The 15441-nt window shown below is 71.8% G+C and carries 18 protein-coding genes; 5 read left to right on the top strand and 13 right to left on the bottom strand.

Features of this window, described 5'->3' with window-relative positions:
* Positions 1 to 9: 9 nt before the first annotated feature.
* From ACGFZA_RS05435 to ACGFZA_RS05425, 3 genes are all read right to left on the bottom strand, one after another.
* The gene (locus ACGFZA_RS05435) at positions 10 to 1035 is read right to left on the bottom strand and encodes a methionine synthase (protein ID WP_393677272.1); all 1026 of its coding nucleotides are present in this window, start codon (positions 1033 to 1035) and stop codon (positions 10 to 12) included.
* 180 nt (positions 1036 to 1215) lie between these two features.
* Complete coding sequence (locus ACGFZA_RS05430) at positions 1216 to 1905, bottom strand: SDR family oxidoreductase (RefSeq protein WP_393677270.1); 690 nt, start codon at positions 1903 to 1905, stop codon at positions 1216 to 1218.
* A gap of 88 nt (positions 1906 to 1993) precedes the next feature.
* The gene (locus ACGFZA_RS05425) at positions 1994 to 2533 is read right to left on the bottom strand and encodes a TIGR00730 family Rossman fold protein (protein WP_385286543.1); all 540 of its coding nucleotides are present in this window, start codon (positions 2531 to 2533) and stop codon (positions 1994 to 1996) included.
* 77 nt (positions 2534 to 2610) lie between these two features.
* On the opposite strand from ACGFZA_RS05425, the gene ACGFZA_RS05420 reads away from it, so the two are divergent.
* Positions 2611 to 2946 carry a DUF427 domain-containing protein gene (locus ACGFZA_RS05420; RefSeq protein ID WP_393677267.1) on the top strand — a complete coding sequence of 112 codons (336 nt, stop codon included), beginning with the start codon at positions 2611 to 2613 and terminating at the stop codon, positions 2944 to 2946.
* 107 nt (positions 2947 to 3053) lie between these two features.
* Positions 3054 to 3854, top strand: coding sequence for an alpha/beta fold hydrolase (locus ACGFZA_RS05415; protein WP_385286546.1), 801 nt, complete (start codon positions 3054 to 3056; stop codon positions 3852 to 3854).
* Positions 3855 to 3949: 95 nt separating this feature from the next.
* Here ACGFZA_RS05415 and mnmA read toward each other — a convergent pair whose 3' ends face one another.
* On the bottom strand, positions 3950 to 5080 hold the full coding sequence (gene mnmA, locus ACGFZA_RS05410) for a tRNA 2-thiouridine(34) synthase MnmA (protein ID WP_393677264.1): 1131 nt from the start codon (positions 5078 to 5080) through the stop codon (positions 3950 to 3952).
* Positions 5081 to 5141: 61 nt separating this feature from the next.
* Between mnmA and ACGFZA_RS05405 the strand changes: the two genes are divergently transcribed.
* On the top strand, positions 5142 to 5819 hold the full coding sequence (locus tag ACGFZA_RS05405) for an N-acetylmuramoyl-L-alanine amidase (protein ID WP_385286549.1): 678 nt from the start codon (positions 5142 to 5144) through the stop codon (positions 5817 to 5819).
* 70 nt (positions 5820 to 5889) lie between these two features.
* Here ACGFZA_RS05405 and ACGFZA_RS05400 read toward each other — a convergent pair whose 3' ends face one another.
* The 3 genes from ACGFZA_RS05400 to ACGFZA_RS05390 all read right to left on the bottom strand — a co-directional run bounded on the left by ACGFZA_RS05400 (position 5890) and on the right by ACGFZA_RS05390 (position 7782).
* Positions 5890 to 7059: a cysteine desulfurase family protein gene (locus ACGFZA_RS05400; RefSeq protein WP_393677261.1), complete on the bottom strand. Its 1170-nt coding sequence runs from the start codon at positions 7057 to 7059 to the stop codon at positions 5890 to 5892.
* A 143-nt stretch (positions 7060 to 7202) separates the two neighbouring features.
* Entirely contained in the window at positions 7203 to 7538 is a 336-nt protein-coding gene (locus ACGFZA_RS05395) for a DUF4190 domain-containing protein (protein ID WP_393677259.1), read from the bottom strand.
* Positions 7539 to 7605: 67 nt separating this feature from the next.
* Entirely contained in the window at positions 7606 to 7782 is a 177-nt protein-coding gene (locus ACGFZA_RS05390; protein WP_385286608.1) for a hypothetical protein, read from the bottom strand.
* An 87-nt stretch (positions 7783 to 7869) separates the two neighbouring features.
* Here ACGFZA_RS05390 and ACGFZA_RS05385 point away from each other — a divergent pair, with 87 nt between their 5' ends.
* Positions 7870 to 8511 (top strand): TetR family transcriptional regulator, encoded by a 642-nt coding sequence (locus tag ACGFZA_RS05385; RefSeq protein WP_385286554.1) that lies wholly within the window; start codon positions 7870 to 7872, stop codon positions 8509 to 8511.
* A 41-nt stretch (positions 8512 to 8552) separates the two neighbouring features.
* Positions 8553 to 9416, top strand: coding sequence for an alpha/beta fold hydrolase (locus ACGFZA_RS05380; protein ID WP_393677256.1), 864 nt, complete (start codon positions 8553 to 8555; stop codon positions 9414 to 9416).
* Here the strand turns inward: ACGFZA_RS05380 and ACGFZA_RS05375 are convergent.
* From ACGFZA_RS05375 to ACGFZA_RS05350, 6 genes are all read right to left on the bottom strand, one after another.
* Complete coding sequence (locus tag ACGFZA_RS05375) at positions 9364 to 10356, bottom strand: helix-turn-helix transcriptional regulator (RefSeq protein WP_385286556.1); 993 nt, start codon at positions 10354 to 10356, stop codon at positions 9364 to 9366. The two genes, ACGFZA_RS05380 and ACGFZA_RS05375, sit on opposite strands and share 53 nt — an antisense overlap.
* Positions 10357 to 10408: 52 nt before the next feature.
* A complete protein-coding gene (locus tag ACGFZA_RS05370) occupies positions 10409 to 11275 on the bottom strand; it encodes a thioesterase family protein (RefSeq protein ID WP_385286558.1) in 867 nt (288 codons plus the stop codon).
* Between the two features lie 85 nt (positions 11276 to 11360).
* Positions 11361 to 12020, bottom strand: a complete 660-nt coding sequence (locus ACGFZA_RS05365; RefSeq protein WP_385286560.1) for a trimeric intracellular cation channel family protein — start codon at positions 12018 to 12020, stop codon at positions 11361 to 11363.
* Between the two features lie 18 nt (positions 12021 to 12038).
* Positions 12039 to 13250 (bottom strand): dipeptide ABC transporter ATP-binding protein, encoded by a 1212-nt coding sequence (locus ACGFZA_RS05360; protein ID WP_393677647.1) that lies wholly within the window; start codon positions 13248 to 13250, stop codon positions 12039 to 12041.
* Between the two features lie 47 nt (positions 13251 to 13297).
* Complete coding sequence (locus tag ACGFZA_RS05355; protein WP_385286561.1) at positions 13298 to 14380, bottom strand: ABC transporter ATP-binding protein; 1083 nt, start codon at positions 14378 to 14380, stop codon at positions 13298 to 13300.
* Complete coding sequence (locus tag ACGFZA_RS05350; RefSeq protein WP_385286563.1) at positions 14377 to 15387, bottom strand: ABC transporter permease; 1011 nt, start codon at positions 15385 to 15387, stop codon at positions 14377 to 14379. Before ACGFZA_RS05350 ends, ACGFZA_RS05355 begins: the two co-directional genes overlap by 4 nt.
* Positions 15388 to 15441 lie beyond the last annotated feature (54 nt).

Here is a 15441-nt window from a genome sequence, read left to right as displayed (position 1 = left end):
AGCGCCCCGTTACTCAGGGTTGTCTGCGAGCGATTTCGCGGCCCGGGCGCAGTGGGCGAGCGCGGCACGGGCGTACGCGGGCGAGGCACCCGCGAGACCGCACGCAGGGGTGATCGCCACGGACTCGGTCAGAGTCCCCGGATTCAGCCCCAGCCTGCGCCACAGCGTCCTGACACCCATGACGCTACCGCCCGGGTCGGACAATTGGCCCGAGGCCGGGTCGGTGCCCGGCACCACGCCGAGGAAGAGCTGGGTTCCGCCCTCGACCGCTTCCCCGATCGCCTCCTCCTCACGCTCGGTGAGCAGGGAGAAATCGAACGAGATCCCGTCGGTCCCGGCCCGGCGCAGCAGGGCGAACGGCACGTCGGGGGCGCAGGTGTGCACGACCGTGGCGGCGTCGCCGGCCGCACCCAGCACCTCGCGCAGCGTGTCCTCGACCACCTGGCGGTCCACGGCCCGGTACGTGCGGTAGCCGCTCGCCGTCCTGATCCGCCCGAGCAGGACGCCGGTCAGCGACGGTTCGTCGAGCTGGAGGACGACGCGCGCACCGGGCATCCGGCGCCGCACCTCGGCGAGGTGGTTGCGCAGCCCCTCCGCGAGCGAACCGGCCAGGTCGCGGCAGGCGCCCGGGTCGCCGAGGACGGCCTCGCCGCCCCGGCGCTCCAGCGCGGCGGCCAGCGTCCACGGCCCGACCGCCTGCACCTTGAGCGGGCCTTCGTACCCCTGGGTGAACTCCTCCAGCGCGTCGAGGTCCTCGCCGAGCCAGGACCGGGCCCGGCGGGTGTCGCGCCCCGGCCGGTCGCTGATGCGCCAGCCGCTCGGCTCGACGTGCCCGTACATCTCGACGAGCAGCCCGATGCTCCGCCCGATCATGTCCGCGCCGGGCCCGCGCGCGGGCAGTTCCGCCAGATACGGCACACCCTGGCCGTCCCCGAAGGAGCCGGTGACGGTCTTCGCCGCCTCCCGCGCGTCGCCTCCGGGCATCGAACCGATTCCGGTGGCCGGGCACCCGCTGAACTTGCTCTTCTCGCTCACGCGGGAAGCCTACGGCGGTTCCCGGCCCGGACCGTCAGCGGCCGGGACGCACTGTTCGCCACCTCGGCCGTCAGCGGCCGGGGTTCGCTGCTCGCCGCCCGGACCCTCAGCGGCCGGGCCGCACCCTTCGCCGACGCGGCCGCCAGCAGTCCGGACGCTGCCGTACACCGCGTCCAGCCGTCAGCGGCCGGGCCGCACCGTGAGGTCGTTGACCTCGGCGTCGCGCGGCAGGTCGAGCGCCATCAGGATCGTGGTGGCGACGGACTCCGGGTCGATCCAGCGCGAGGCGTCGTACTCCTTGCCCTCCTGCTGGTGGACCTTGGCCTGCATGGGGCTGGCGGTGCGGCCCGGGTACACGGACGTCACCCGGACCCCGTTCCCGTGCTCCTCGTGACGCAGCGAGTCGGCCAGCGCCTTGAGCCCGTGCTTGCTGGCGGCGTACGCGCTCCACTCGGCGTGGGCGGCGAGCCCGGCGCCGGAGTTGACGAAGAGGACGTGGCCCTGTGCGACGCGCAACTGGGGCAGCAGGAGGCGGGTCAGCTCGGCCGGGGCGACCAGGTTGGCGTTGAGCTGGAAGTGCCAGGCCTTGGGGGTGAGCTCGCCGACGCGGCCGAGCTCGACGACACCCGCGATGTGCAGCAGCGAGTCGAGCCGCTCCGGCATCGGCTGCTGGCCGAAGGCCCAGGAGAGCCGGTCCGGGTTGGACAGGTCGCCGACGATCGTGCGGGCGCCGGGGTGGAGCGCGGCCAGTTCCTTGGCGCGGCCCGCGTCACGGGCCAGCAGGACGAGCTCGTCGCCGCGCTCCGTGAGACGGCGGGCGACGGCTGCGCCGATGCCGGAACCGGCACCGGTGATGAGGTGTGTGGACATGCCCCCATCGTCGCACCCGGCACCCCACCACCCGCACGTCACCGCAGGCCCGCCCCCTCGTGGCACCCGGCACCCCACCACCCGCACGTCACTGCAGGCCAGCCCCCTCCTCCAGGTAGGCCAGGGCGCCGACCCCGTCCTTGGCGAAGAAGACCAGCTCGGTCAGCGGGAGCGGCAGGAAGCCCTCGTCCTCCATGCGCTGGAACTGCTGGCGCAGACCGTCGTAGAACCCCGCGGTGTTGAGCAGCACGACCGGCTTGGTGTGCTTGCCGTGCTTCTTGAGCTCCAGGATCTCGGTGGCCTCGTCGAGCGTGCCGGTGCCGCCGACCATGACCACGATCGCGTCGGACTTCTCCAGGAGCAGCGCCTTGCGCTCGGCGAGATCCCGCGCGATCACCATCTCGTCGGCGTTGGTCCGCGCCTTCGCGGCCAGGAAGTCCACCGACACCCCGACCAGCTTGCCGCCGGCCTCCTGCACACCGTCGGCGACGACCTTCATCAGCCCGCTCTCCGAACCGCCCCAGACCAGGGTGTGCCCGCCGCGGCCGATCAGCTCGGCGAATTCGCGGGCGGGCACGGTGTAGCGGTCGTCGAGGTCGGCAGCGGAGAGGAAAACGCAGATCTTCATGGATGCCACGGTAGAGCCCGGCACGGCCCGTGCGGAATCCGGGGAAGAAACCCGCAGCCGGTGGAGCTGAGGAGAACATGACTGCCACCCGAGGACACCACATCACCGTCGCGCCCGGCACCGAGCATGTGCGCGTGATCCGCGACGGAGTGCTGCTCGCCGAGAGCCGGCGCCCGCTCGTCCTGCGCGAGACGGGCTGTCCGGTCCGCTACTACCTGCCGCCCGAGGATGTCCGAACCGAACTGCTCACGGCGTCGGACACCCGAACCCACTGTCCGTTCAAGGGAGATGCCGCTTACTGGTCGCGCCCGGAGGCCGCCGATCTGGTCTGGGCGTATCCGGACCCGAAGGACGAAGTGGCCGCGATCAAGGACCACTTCTGCTTCTACGACACCGAGACCTTGGCTGCCTGACGGCTCGACCGGCCGTCAACAACCGCTCCGAGCTGCGGAGAAGGGAAAGTTCAGAAAGTTTTCGCGGGGAGCGATGAGTTTTCGCACGCCTCGCAGTCCATCTCCACATGGACAAGACTCTCTCCCGCGACGGCACTCTGATCGCGTACCGGCGCCGGGGCGAAGGACCGCCGCTGATCCTGGTGAGCGGCGCGCTGGGCACCGCGGTGACCGAGGCTCCGCTGGCCCGTCTCCTCGCGCCGCGCTTCGAGGTCGTCACGTACGACCGGCGCGGCCGGGGCTCCAGTGGGGACAGCTCGCCCTACGCGGTGGAGCGCGAGATCGAGGACCTGACCGCGCTCGCGGAGGCGGTGGGCGGGCGGCCCTCGGTGTTCGGTGTCGGGGCCGGCGGCGCGCTGGCCCTGGAGGCGCAGGCCGCCGGGCTCCCGGCCGCCCGGCTCGCGGTGTACGAGCCGCCGTACACCCCGGGCGCGTCGGGCCTGCTGTTCAAGGCCGGCTGCACGGCCCGGCTGCACCGGCTGCTGTCGGCCGGGGACCGGGGCGGGGCGGTGGAGCTGTTCCTGTCCGTGACGGGCGTCGCGGCCGACATGGTCGCCAGGATGCGGCGAGCGCCCCTGTGGCGGACCCTGGAATCCGTGGCGCACACCCTGGCCTACGACGACGCGGTGCTGGGTGACGGCGGGATTCCGGCCGAGCGGTTCGCCTCGGTGACGGCGCGGACCCTGGTGGTCTGTGGCGGCTTCAGCCCGGCCGGTGCGAGGACGTCGACCTGTCTGCTGGCGGACGCCCTGCCCCGGGGCCGGCACCGCACGCTCACGGGACAGGCCCGGGAGCTGGCGCCGCAGGCCATCGCTCCGGTGCTGGCGGAGTTCTTCACCCGGGACGCGCACGTACGGCAGGCGTCCTGAGAGGCACGCGGGCGGGCCGGGGGGCCGAGAACACCCCGCGCGGCTACGCCCGTACAGGGGTCGGGCGTTCCCGCGCGGGGCATCTGCGGTGGCGGTCAGCCCGCCGCCGCGGTCTCCCGCCGCACCGTCGTGGCGATCGTCGCCGACCCGACCACGCGGGTCCCGTCGTACAGCACGACCGCCTGGCCGGGGGCCACGCCCCGTACCGGCTCGGTGAAGGTGACGTGGAGCGTGCCGTCGAGCAGTTCGGCGCTCACCTCGGTCTCGCCGCCGTGGGCGCGGAGCTGGGCGGTGTAGGTGCCGGGACCGGACGGCGGTGTGCCGCACCAGCGGGGCCTGATCGCCGTGAGCGCGGTGACGTCGAGGGCCTCGACGGGGCCGACGGTGACCGTGTTGTCGACCGGGGAGATGTCGAGGACGTAGCGGGGCTTGCCGTCGGCGGCCGGGTGGCCGATGCGCAGGCCCTTGCGCTGGCCGATGGTGAAGCCGAAGGCGCCCTCATGGGTGCCGAGCTTCGTACCGGACTCGTCGAGGATGTCGCCCTCCGCCTTGCCGCCGAGGCGGTCCGCCAGGAAGCCCTGGGTGTCGCCGTCGGCGATGAAGCAGATGTCGTGGCTGTCGGGCTTCTTGGCCACGGCGAGACCGCGGCGCTCGGCCTCTGCACGGATCTCGTCCTTGGTGGTGAGGGTGTCACCGAGCGGGAACATCGCGTGGGCGAGCTGGCGCTCGTCCAGGACGCCCAGCACATAGCTCTGGTCCTTGGCCATGTCCGAGGCGCGGTGCAGCTCACGGCTGCCGTCCTCGGCGAGGACGACGGTGGCGTAGTGGCCGGTGCAGACCGCGTCGAAACCGAGGGCCAGGGCCTTGTCGAGCAGCGCCGCGAACTTGATCTTCTCGTTGCAGCGCAGGCACGGGTTGGGGGTGCGCCCCGCCTCGTACTCGGCGACGAAGTCCTCCACGACGTCCTCGCGGAAGCGTTCCGCGAGGTCCCAGACGTAGAAGGGGATGCCGATGACGTCCGCGGCACGGCGGGCGTCGCGGGAGTCCTCGATGGTGCAACAGCCCCGGGCGCCGGTCCGGAAGGACTGCGGGTTCGCGGACAGGGCGAGGTGCACACCGGTCACGTCGTGGCCCGCCTCGGCGGCGCGGGCGGCCGCGACGGCGGAGTCGACACCGCCCGACATGGCGGCGAGCACGCGGAGGGGGCGCTGGGAAGTCTGAGTCATAGCTCCACCAGGGTACGGGTCGCCGGGAACCGAATGCTCGCGGATAAGCGTTGTCGGTCACATGGGGAGCAAGGGGACGGCGGGCGCCAAGGGCCCCGCAGGATCGGGGACCGGCAGCGGGATCAGCCGGCGCGCGGTGCTGATCGGCGGCGCCGTCACCGCGGCGGGCACGGCGGCGCTGGCGCGGGAGCAGCTGAAGCGGGCCTGGTGGCGGCTGCCCGGGGTGGAGAAGCCGCGCACGCCGGGTGAGGTGGATTACGCGCGGGCCACCTGGACCGCGGCCTCCGATGCGAACTGGCGGCGCGCGGACCGCCCCGACGACTACGACATCGACCGTGTGGTCATCCACGTCACACAGGGTAGCTTCACCAGCGCGGTCGAGGTCTTCCAGGACCCGGGACACCGGGCCGCGGCGCACTACGTGGTGCGCAAGGACGGTCATGTGACGCAGATGATCCGCGAGCTGGACGTGGCGTTCCACGCGGGCAACCGCTCCTACAACGAACGCAGCGTGGGCATCGAGCACGAGGGCTTCGTGGAACGCCCGCAGGGCTTCACGACCGCGATGTACGGGGCGTCCGCCCGGCTCACCGCGGCGATATGCGCGAGGTACGGCATCCCGGTGGACCGCGAGCACATCATCGGGCACGTGGAGGTGCCGGGGACCGACCACACGGACCCGGGGAAGGGCTGGGACTGGGACCGCTACATGAAGCTGGTCCGGGCGGCGAAGGCCTGAGCCCGCCCGGCGCGGGGGCGGGCCGGTCCGGGCGGCGAAGGTCTGAGCCCGCCCCGCGCGGGGGCGACCGTCAGCTGAGTCCCGCCGTCCTCGCCCGCTCCACCGCCGGGCCGATCGCCCGCGCCACGTCCTCGACGTCCTGCTTGGTCGAGGTGTGGCCCAGCGAGAAGCGCAGGGTGCCCCGGGCCAGGTCGGGATCGGTACCGGTGGCCAGCAGGACGTGACTGGGCTGGGCGATCCCGGCCGTGCAGGCGGAGCCGGTGGAGCATGCGATGCCCTGGGCGTCCAGCAGCAGCAGGAGCGAGTCGCCCTCGCAGCCGGGGAAGGTGAAGTGCGCGTTGGCCGGCAGCCGTCCGCCGGGGGCCGGGTCGCCGCCGAGGACGGCGTCGGGGACCTGCGCGAGGACGGCCGCTGCCAGTTCGTCGCGGAGCCCGCCGACCTCCCGGGCGAAGTCCTCGCGCCCGTCGGCCGCGAGCCGTCCCGCGAGGGCGAACGCGGCGATGCCGGGCACGTCCAGGGTGCCGGAGCGCACGTGCCGCTCCTGCCCGCCGCCGTGCAGCACGGGTACGGGGGTGTACTCACGGCCGAGCAGCAGCGCGCCGACGCCGAACGGGCCGCCGATCTTGTGCGCGCTCACGGTCATCGCGGCGAGTCCGGAGCCGGCGAAGTCGACGTCGAGCTGCCCGAATGCCTGCACCGCGTCGGCGTGCATCGGGACGTCGAACTCGCGGGCGACCCCGGCCAGTTCACGTACCGGCATGATGGTGCCGATCTCGTTGTTCGCCCACATCACGGTGATCATCGCGACGTCGTCGGGGTTGCGGACCAGCGCCTCGCGCAGCGCCTCGGGGTGGACCCTGCCGTAGCGGTCGACGGGAAGGTACTCGACGGTGGCGCCCTCGTGCTCGGCGAGCCAGTCGACGGCGTCCAGCACCGCGTGGTGCTCGACGGGGCTGGCCAGGACCCGGGTGCGGCGGGGATCGGCATCGCGGCGGGCCCAGTAGAGCCCCTTCACCGCGAGGTTGTCCGACTCGGTGCCGCCGGAGGTGAAGACCACCTCGCTGGGGCGGGCCCCGAGGGCGTCGGCGAGGGTCTCTCTGGACTCCTCGACGGTACGGCGGGCCCGGCGCCCGGCGGCGTGGAGTGAGGACGCGTTGCCGGTGGCGGCGAGCTGCGCGGTCATCGCCGCGATCGCCTCCGGCAGCATCGGCGTGGTCGCGGCGTGGTCGAGGTAAGCCATGGTGGGCTCGATTCTACGAGCCTGCGGCGGGGCGTACGGCGGGCGCATGGGGTCCCCCCGCCCGCGCACCGTGAAACGCGCGGTCCGGCCCGCCCGGTCCGGAGCCCGATCCGGTGGGGGCGAGCGTCGGTACGGGTACTCCGTCAGCTGCCGAAGTTCCAGGCGACGACGCCGTTTCCGGTGACGAGGAAGGCGAGGATCACCAGGTCGGCGACGCCGAGTGCGAGCCCGAGCAGGGCACGGCCGCGACGGGTGGTGGAGCGGGCCAGCGCGACGATCGCCATGACGATGGCCGCCGGGCCGAGCAGGAGGTTCATCACCAGGAGGCCGACGAGGCCGAGCACGAAGGACGCGACGGCGAGACCGTCCGCGTCCCGGGCGCGCCGCTTGACCGGGGCGGCCGGCGCCGGGGCCGAGGTGTCGCCGACGGGGGGCCGGGATGTGGCCTCGGAGCGGCGGGCGAATGTGGTGAGTGTCATCGTGCGGACTCCTTCGGATCTGGACGGTCTCGATGGTCTGGAAGCGCTGCGGTGGACGGCCGGGCCGTCACTGGGAGCGGCGGCGTGCGCCCGTCCGCTCGCGCACGGCGAAGACCAGGAGCCAGCAGCCGATCAGGGCGCCGAGGGTGAGGGACAGAGGAAGCGGAATCTGGACCACCGCTCCCAGCACGATCCCCAGCAGGAGCAGGGCGGCGACGAGGACGATCATGGTCAGCCTTTCCACGATTGAGAGTACGACTGTTCACTGACTTGTCAGTCTAGCCTTGCGTCCCCCTTCCCCGCCCCGGAGAACAGTTGTTTACTGAATGGCATGAGTCACACCGTCGGCATCCGTCAGAGCCAGAAGCTGAAGACGCGCCAGGCCCTGCTCGACGCCGCCCTCGGGCTGCTGGAACACCAGAGCCTGAGCAGCCTCGGCCTGCGCGAGGTGACGCGTGCCGTGGGGGTCACGCCCACGGCCTTCTACCGGCACTTCGACGACATCGCCGCGCTCGGCGTGGCCTTGGTCGAGCAGACGCTGGAGAGCCTGCACGGGATGATCGGTGCGATCCTCGCCGAGACCGGCGACAGCGAGGTCCGGCTGGACCGCAGCGTCGGGCTGATAGCGCGCCATGTCCGGGAACAGCCCGCGCACTTCCGCTTCATCGCGCGCGAGCAGCACGGCGGTGTCGGCCCGGTCCGCGAGGCCATCGCCGCCCAGCTCCAGCGGTTCGCCGAGGACGTGGCGGCGGCGCTCGCCGAAGAGCCCGAGTCACGGGGCTGGAGCGAGGAGGATCTGCTGATGCTGGGCGGCCTCTACGTCGACCACATGGTGATCACCGCGTCGGCCATGCTGGACGCCGGCCCGGACGGCGACGCCCAGGTGGCCCGCGTCGCCCGGCGCAGGCTGCGGCTGGTCACCCTCGGCCGCCTGCACTGGCTGGACGGACCCGCGCAGGACGCCGCGCCCTGAGAAGGCCGGGCGGACGGGGCGGTACTCCTAGGCTGCGCGTCATGAGCGATGACACGTGGACCCTGGACCGTACGTTCCCCACCTCCGCCGGGGAGGTCCGCTGGGACGTCCTGGGCCGGGCCGAGGCGCCACCGGTCGTCCTGGTGCACGGCACGCCCTTCTCCTCGTACGTCTGGCGCGGCGTGGCCCGGGCACTGGCCCAGGACCACCGGGTGTACGTCTGGGACCTGCCCGGATACGGCGAGTCCGCGCAGTTCGAGGGCCAGGACGTCACTCTCGCCTCCCAGGCCCGGGTCCTCGCCGAACTCCTCGGCCACTGGCAGCTGACCGAACCGGTCGTGGTGGCCCATGACTTCGGCGGCTGCGTCGCCCTGCGCGCCCATCTGCTGCACGGCGCCCGCTACCGCCGCCTCGCCCTGGTCGACCCGGTGGCGCTCGCCCCCTGGGGCTCGCCCGCCTACCGACTGCTCGGCGAACACGCCGGGGTCTTCGCGCAGTTGCCGCCCGCGCTGCACCGGGCACTGGTGCGGGAATACGTGAGCTCCGCCAGCGGCCCCGGGCTGTCCCCGGCCGTGCTGGACCGGCTCGTCGCACCGTGGTGCACGGAGTCGGGCCGGCCCGCCTTCTACCGGCAGATCAGCCAGAACGACCAGCGGTTCACCGACGAGATCCAGCACCGGTACGGGGAGATCTACGTGCCGGTGCTCATCTGCTGGGGCGCCGACGACACCTGGATCCCGGTCGCCCGCGGCCATGAACTGGCCGCGCTCGTCCCCGGCAGCGAACTGCGGATCATCGAGGGGTCCGGGCACCTCGTGCAGGAGGACGCCCCGGCAGAGCTGACCGCCGCGCTCACCGGATTCCTCCGGACACCCCCGGCTCCCCGCCCGCGTACAGAGCCATGACCGCGGCCGCGTGCGCGGCGAGGACCGTGCGGGCCTCCGGCGGCGCCAGCACCTCGACGTTCGGGCCGAAGGAGAGCAGTGAGCGCGCCCACTCCACCGATTCCACGGCGAGTTCGGCCCGCAGCCACTCGCTCTCCGGCTCCTCGGGTCTCGGCCTGCCCGTGAGCGCGCCCGCGTTCAGCCGAAGGAACAGGTCCAGCCGGGAGCGGTGCACCCGTACCCGCAGGGCCACCTCCCCCTGCCGTTCCTCGACCTGACGGCGCAACTCCTCCCAGACCTGCGCCAGTTCCACGCCGGGCCGGCGCACGACCGGGTCCTCGGCGAGGGTGGCCCCCCGCACCCGGTCGGCGCGGAAGAGGCGCGGCTCCCCGTCGCGGTCGGCGACCAGGTACCAGACGCCCGCCTTCACCACGAGGCCGTAGGGATCGACGGTGTAGGTGCGGGCCGCCCCCGTGCCGCTGTGCCGGTAGCGCAGCCGCAGCCGCCGGTCGGTGAACACGGCTTCGTGCAGGTCGGCGATGTCGACGGCGGTACGCGGTCCGCTCATCCAGCGCACCGGGTCCACGAGGATCCGGCGGCTGGTCAGCTCGGCCGCGGGCCGGTGCGGGGCGGGCAGCGCCGCCATCACCTTGCGCAGCGCGGAGCCGATCGCCTCGTCGAGCCCGAGCGCGGCGTGGGCGCCGTCGGCGGCCAGGACGAACAGGGCGCGCGACTCGTCGGCGGTCAGGCCGGTGACATCGGTGCGGAACCCCGGCAGCAGGGCGATGCCGCCGTGGCGGCCGCGTGCGGCGTAGACGGGCACACCGGACGCGGAGAGCGCCTCGACGTCCCGGTAGATGGTGCGTACGGAGACGTCGAGGCGCTCGGCCAGTTCGGTGGCGGGCACCAGGCGGCGGGTCTGGAGCAGCAGCAGGATCGAGAGCAGCCGGTCGGATTTCACCCGTCCAGCATCCCCCGGCACGGCATCCCGGCGGCCGGACCGGGGCGGGACGTCAGCTGCGCGGTGCGCGGGCGAGCTGGCGGGACTGGGCGACCAGCCGGTCCGCGCTGTCCCAGACGTCCGCGTCCTCCTCCAGGAAACCGCCCGCCAGGTTGCGGGTGGTGATGGAGACGCGGAGCGGGCCCGGCGCGGGGCGGCAGCGGATGTGGGTGGTGAGCTCGATGGTCGGGGTCCAGCCCTTGAGCCCGAGCTCGAAGGAGGTCGGCGGCAGCGCGTCGACGGTGAGGAGCAGGGAGAGCGGGTCGGCGTCGCGGCCGTCCGCGAGTCCGAACCAGCCGCGCATCTCGCCCCTGCCGGACGGCTGCCCGATGGCCCAGCCGATCGTCGCCGGGTCGAGCTTGATGTCCAGCCGTCCGGTGATCGCGGAGCTGCCGGGGATCGGGGCCGGGCCGTCGCTCGGGCCCAGGCAGTGCTCCCGGGGCGGGATGGCGGGCGGCTTGGCCGACGTGCGGATGTCGTCGGTCAGGGCGTCGAGGTCTCCGTAGGTGGCGATGACCCGGATGCGCTCGATCTCGGTGCCGTCCTCGGCGTACTGGAAGAGGGAGGCCTGGCCGGTGGAGAGGGTGCGTCCGGTGCGGACGGTCTGGGTGCGGATCACCGCGGGACCGGGCACGGACGCGGTGAGGTAGTGCGCCGAGACCGAGAAGGGGTCGGGGTGCGGCAGCGCCTCGCCGAGTGCGCGGCCGAGCATCGCCAGCAGATAGCCGCCGTTGACCGCGTGGATGATCGTCCAGCCCGCGGAGAGCTCGGCGTCGTAGACGCCTTCCTCGCGGAGGGTGACGGCGGTGTCCCGGTCGAACTCGCTGTCCCCGATGATCGCCTGCGCGGTCGGTGCCGCCTGCTCTGCTGCCTGTGCCATGGCATGCACGGTACACCGATTGTATTACTGAGCGGTAGCTTTTTGGGTGTGTGAGATGAGGCTCCCGCGAGGCCCTGGCCCCGGACTACCCCTCCTCCGCCGTCGCCGAGCGCCGGTTGTAGGCGCGCGGGGCCCGCCAGTGGAAGCGCAGCGCCAGCAGCCGCAGCACGAACGCCGTGATCACGGCCGCCCCGCTGGTGAAGGCGTTGAGCACCTCGAAGCGGATGCAGATCGCGATCATGGTGGCGCCGACGATCGCGGGCACCGCGTACAGATCGCGGTCCCAGCGCAGCAGCGACGGCACCTCGTTGGCCAGCACGTCGCGCAGCACACCGCCGCCGACCGCGGTGGTCAGGCCGAGCGCCGCCGAAGCGGTCAGGCCCAGCCCGTAGTCGTACGCCTTCACCGTCCCCGTGACGCAGAAGAGCCCGAGGCCGGCCGCGTCGAAGACGTTGACGCCGACCTGGATGCGTTCCACGTGCGGGTGCAGGAAGAAGACGAGCCCGGCGGCGAGCAGCGGGGTGGTGAAGTAGCCGAGATCCGTGAAGGCGGCGGGCGGCACCGCGCCGATGATCACGTCACGGAACAGCCCCCCGCCCAGCGCGGTCACCTCGGCGAGCACCGCGATGCCGAAGACATCGAAGTTCTTGCGTACGGCGAGCAGAGCGCCGGAGATCGCGAAGACGAAGATCCCGACGATGTCGAGCGCATGCTGGACGGAGGGCGTGAACAGTTCGTTGAGCACCGGGCAATTGTGCCGGTCCTACTCCTTGGGGCTGTCCTCCGAGGCCTCGGAGGCTTCCGCCGGTGTCGCGGACGTCCCTGCGTCGGGCCGCGCAGCCGTCTCCGCCTCCGGCTCGTCGGCAGGGGCCGGCTCCGCCTTCGCGACGGTGACCAGCTCGACCGCTTCCCGGGCCGCGGCCAGCACCGGCTCCCCCGGCACCTGGTCCGGAGCGTTCTCCGGGTGGTGGCAGGCGACCTGGTGGCCGGTCTTCAGCGCGATCAGCGGCGGCTCCTGCGTCTTGCAGATCTCCGTCGCCTTCCAGCACCGGGTGTGGAACCGGCAGCCGCTGGGCGGCGAGATCGGCGAGGGCACATCGCCCTTGAGCAGGATGCGGTCGCTCTTCTGGCCGCGCCGCCGCGGGTCCGGCACCGGCACCGCGGACATCAGGGCCTTGGTGTACGGGTGCATGGGCGCCGAGTACAGCGACTTGCGGTCCGCCAGCTCGACGATCTTGCCCAGGTACATCACCGCGATGCGGTCCGAGACATGGCGGATGACCGAGAGGTCGTGCGCGATGATCACGTACGTGAGCCCGAGCTCGTCCTGGAGGTCGTCCAGCAGGTTGACCACCTGCGCCTGGATCGACACGTCCAGCGCCGAGACCGGTTCGTCGGCGACGACCAGCTTCGGGCGCAGGGCGAGCGCGCGGGCGATGCCGATGCGCTGACGCTGTCCGCCGGAGAACTCGTGCGGGTAGCGGTTGTAGTGCTCGGGGCTGAGCCCGACCAGCGACAGCAGCTCCTGGACGTGGTTCTTGAGACCGCCCTCGGGCTCGACGCCCTGGAGCCTGAACGGCGCGCTGACGATCGTGCCGATCGTGTGCCGCGGGTTCAGCGAGGAGTACGGGTCCTGGAAGATCATCTGGACGTCGCGGCGCATCGGCCGCATCTTGCCCATGGACAGGTGCGTGATGTCCCGGCCCTCGAACTCGACCTTGCCGCCCGTCGGCTCGATCAGCCGGGTGATGAGCCGGCCCATCGTCGACTTGCCGCAGCCGGACTCGCCGACGACGCCCAGGGTCTCCCCCGGGTACACCTCGAAGTCGATGCCGTCGACGGCCTTGACCGCGGCGGTCTGCCGTCCCAGCAGGCCCTTGCGGATCGGGAAGTGCTTGACCAGGCCCTCGACCCTGAGCAGCGGCTCGCGCGAGGCGGTGGCCTGCTCCGGAATCTTCACGTCCTTCTCCAGCACCGGCGGATCCTTCTTCTCGCTCACGTCGCTCACCTCACGCGCCTCGCTCACAGCTTCGGCGCAATCTCTTCGGTCCAGATCCGGGTCCGCTCCTCCGGTGCCATGTGGCAGGCGGAGAAGTGACCGTCGCCGACCAGCTCCAGCTCGGGGCGCGTCGTGCGGGTGAGGTTGTCCTTGGGGATGTCCGCGTACGGGCAGCGCGGGTTGAAGGCGCAGCCGGAGGGGACGTTGATCAGCGACGGCGGCTGGCCCTTGACGGGGATCAGCCGCTCGGTCTGCTCACGGTCGATGCGCGGCATCGAGGTCAGCAGGCCCCAGGTGTACGGGTGCTGGGCCTCGTAGAAGACCTTCTCCGCCGGACCGCGCTCGATGCACCGGCCGCCGTACATCACCAGGAGCTCGTCGGCCATCTCCGCCACGACCCCGAGGTCGTGGGTGATCATGATGACGGCGGAACCGAACTCCTTCTGCAGGTCCCGGATCAGGTCCAGGATCTGCGCCTGGACGGTGACGTCCAGGGCGGTGGTCGGCTCGTCGGCGATGAGCAGTTCCGGGTTGTTGACCAGGGCCATCGCGATCATGGCGCGCTGGCGCATACCGCCGGAGAACTCGTGCGGGTGGGCGTCGACGCGCTTGTGCGGCTCGGGGATGCCGACCCGGTCGAGCATCTCGATGGCACGGGTGCGGGCGATCTTCTTGCTGACCTTGTTGTGGACCCGGTAGGCCTCGATGATCTGCGCACCGACCGAGAAGTACGGGTGCATCGCGGAGAGCGGATCCTGGAAGATCATCGCCATCTTGCGGCCGCGCAGCTCGCGCACCCGGGCGTCGGACGCGCCGATCAGCTCCTCGCCGTCCAGCCAGACCTCGCCGGAGATGCGGGCGTTGGGGGCCGTGCGGTGCAGGCCGAGCACGCCGAGCGAGGTGACGGACTTCCCGGAGCCGGACTCGCCGACGATGCCGAGGGTCTGCCCGGGCTTCACGTCGAAGCTGACGCCGTCGACCGACTTGACCAGCCCGTCGTCGGTCTGGAAGTGGATGCGCAGATCCCGTACGGAGAGGAAGGCCTCGTCGGAACGCCGGCCGGCCACCGGCTCGCCCGGCGCCTCGGTCTTGGAAACCTCAGTCACGAGAGCCTCACCCTGGGGTCGATGGCGGCGTACACCAGATCCACCAGCAGATTGCAGATGACGATGAAGAAGGCGGCGACGAGGGTCACGCCCATGACGATCGGAAGGTCGTTCTCCTGCACGCTCTTGATGGCGTACTGGCCGAGTCCGGGGAACGAGAACACGGTCTCGGTGATCACGGCGCCTCCGACCAGCAGCCCGAAGTCCATGCCGAAGATGGTGACGATCGGGGTGAGCGCGGCCCGCAGACCGTGCTTGCCGATGACGACGCTCTCCTTGAGGCCCTTGGCGCGGGCCGTACGGATGTAGTCCTCGCCCATCGTCTCCAGCATCCCGGCTCTGGTGATGCGGGCGTAGAGCGCCGAGTAGAGGAAGGCGAGCGAGCACCACGGGATCAGCATGTTCCACGCCCAGTCCAGCGGATTGTCCGTGAACGCGACGTAGTTGATGCCTTCCCAGATGGGCCACTGCACCGTCAGCGCGCCCAGCGCGAGCATGCCGGTGAAGAAGATCGGCAGGGAGACCCCGGCGAGCGCGACACCCATGAAGAAGCGGTCGAGGATCGAGCCCCGCTTCAGCGCGGAGACGACACCGATCGCCACACCGCTGATCAGCCAGATCACGGCGGCACCGATGGCCAGCGAGAACGTGACCGGGATACGCGCGGTCAGCTCGGGCCAGACCTCGACGTGGCGCTTGAAGGAGTAGCCGAAGCACGGCACACCGCAGTGTGTGGCCTCGGGGCCGAACTGGAAGTCGGCGCCGACGAACAGCTGCTTGAGGAAGTGCCAGTACTGGATGTACAGCGGCTGGTCGAGGCCGAGGTTCTGCTTGACCGCGAGGACGGACTGGGGATTGGCGTCCTTGCCCACGTACTGGGCCGCCAATTGGTCCATCGTCTGCCCGGCCAGCCGGGGGACGAGGAAGAAGATCGCGAAGGTGACTGCGCTGACGATCAACAGCAGCAGTACCGCGCCGAAGACGCGTCGGATGATGTACGCAGCCACAGCTATCCGGCGCCGGTATCAGCTCGCCGGGGGTTACCCAAGCGCTCGGACACC

The sequence above is a fragment of the Streptomyces sp. NPDC048211 genome, from assembly GCF_043202315.1.
Lineage (GTDB): Bacteria > Actinomycetota > Actinomycetes > Streptomycetales > Streptomycetaceae > Streptomyces.
The sequence above is the reverse complement of the archived record's forward strand: the minus strand, read 5'-3'. Positions and strand labels throughout refer to the sequence as shown.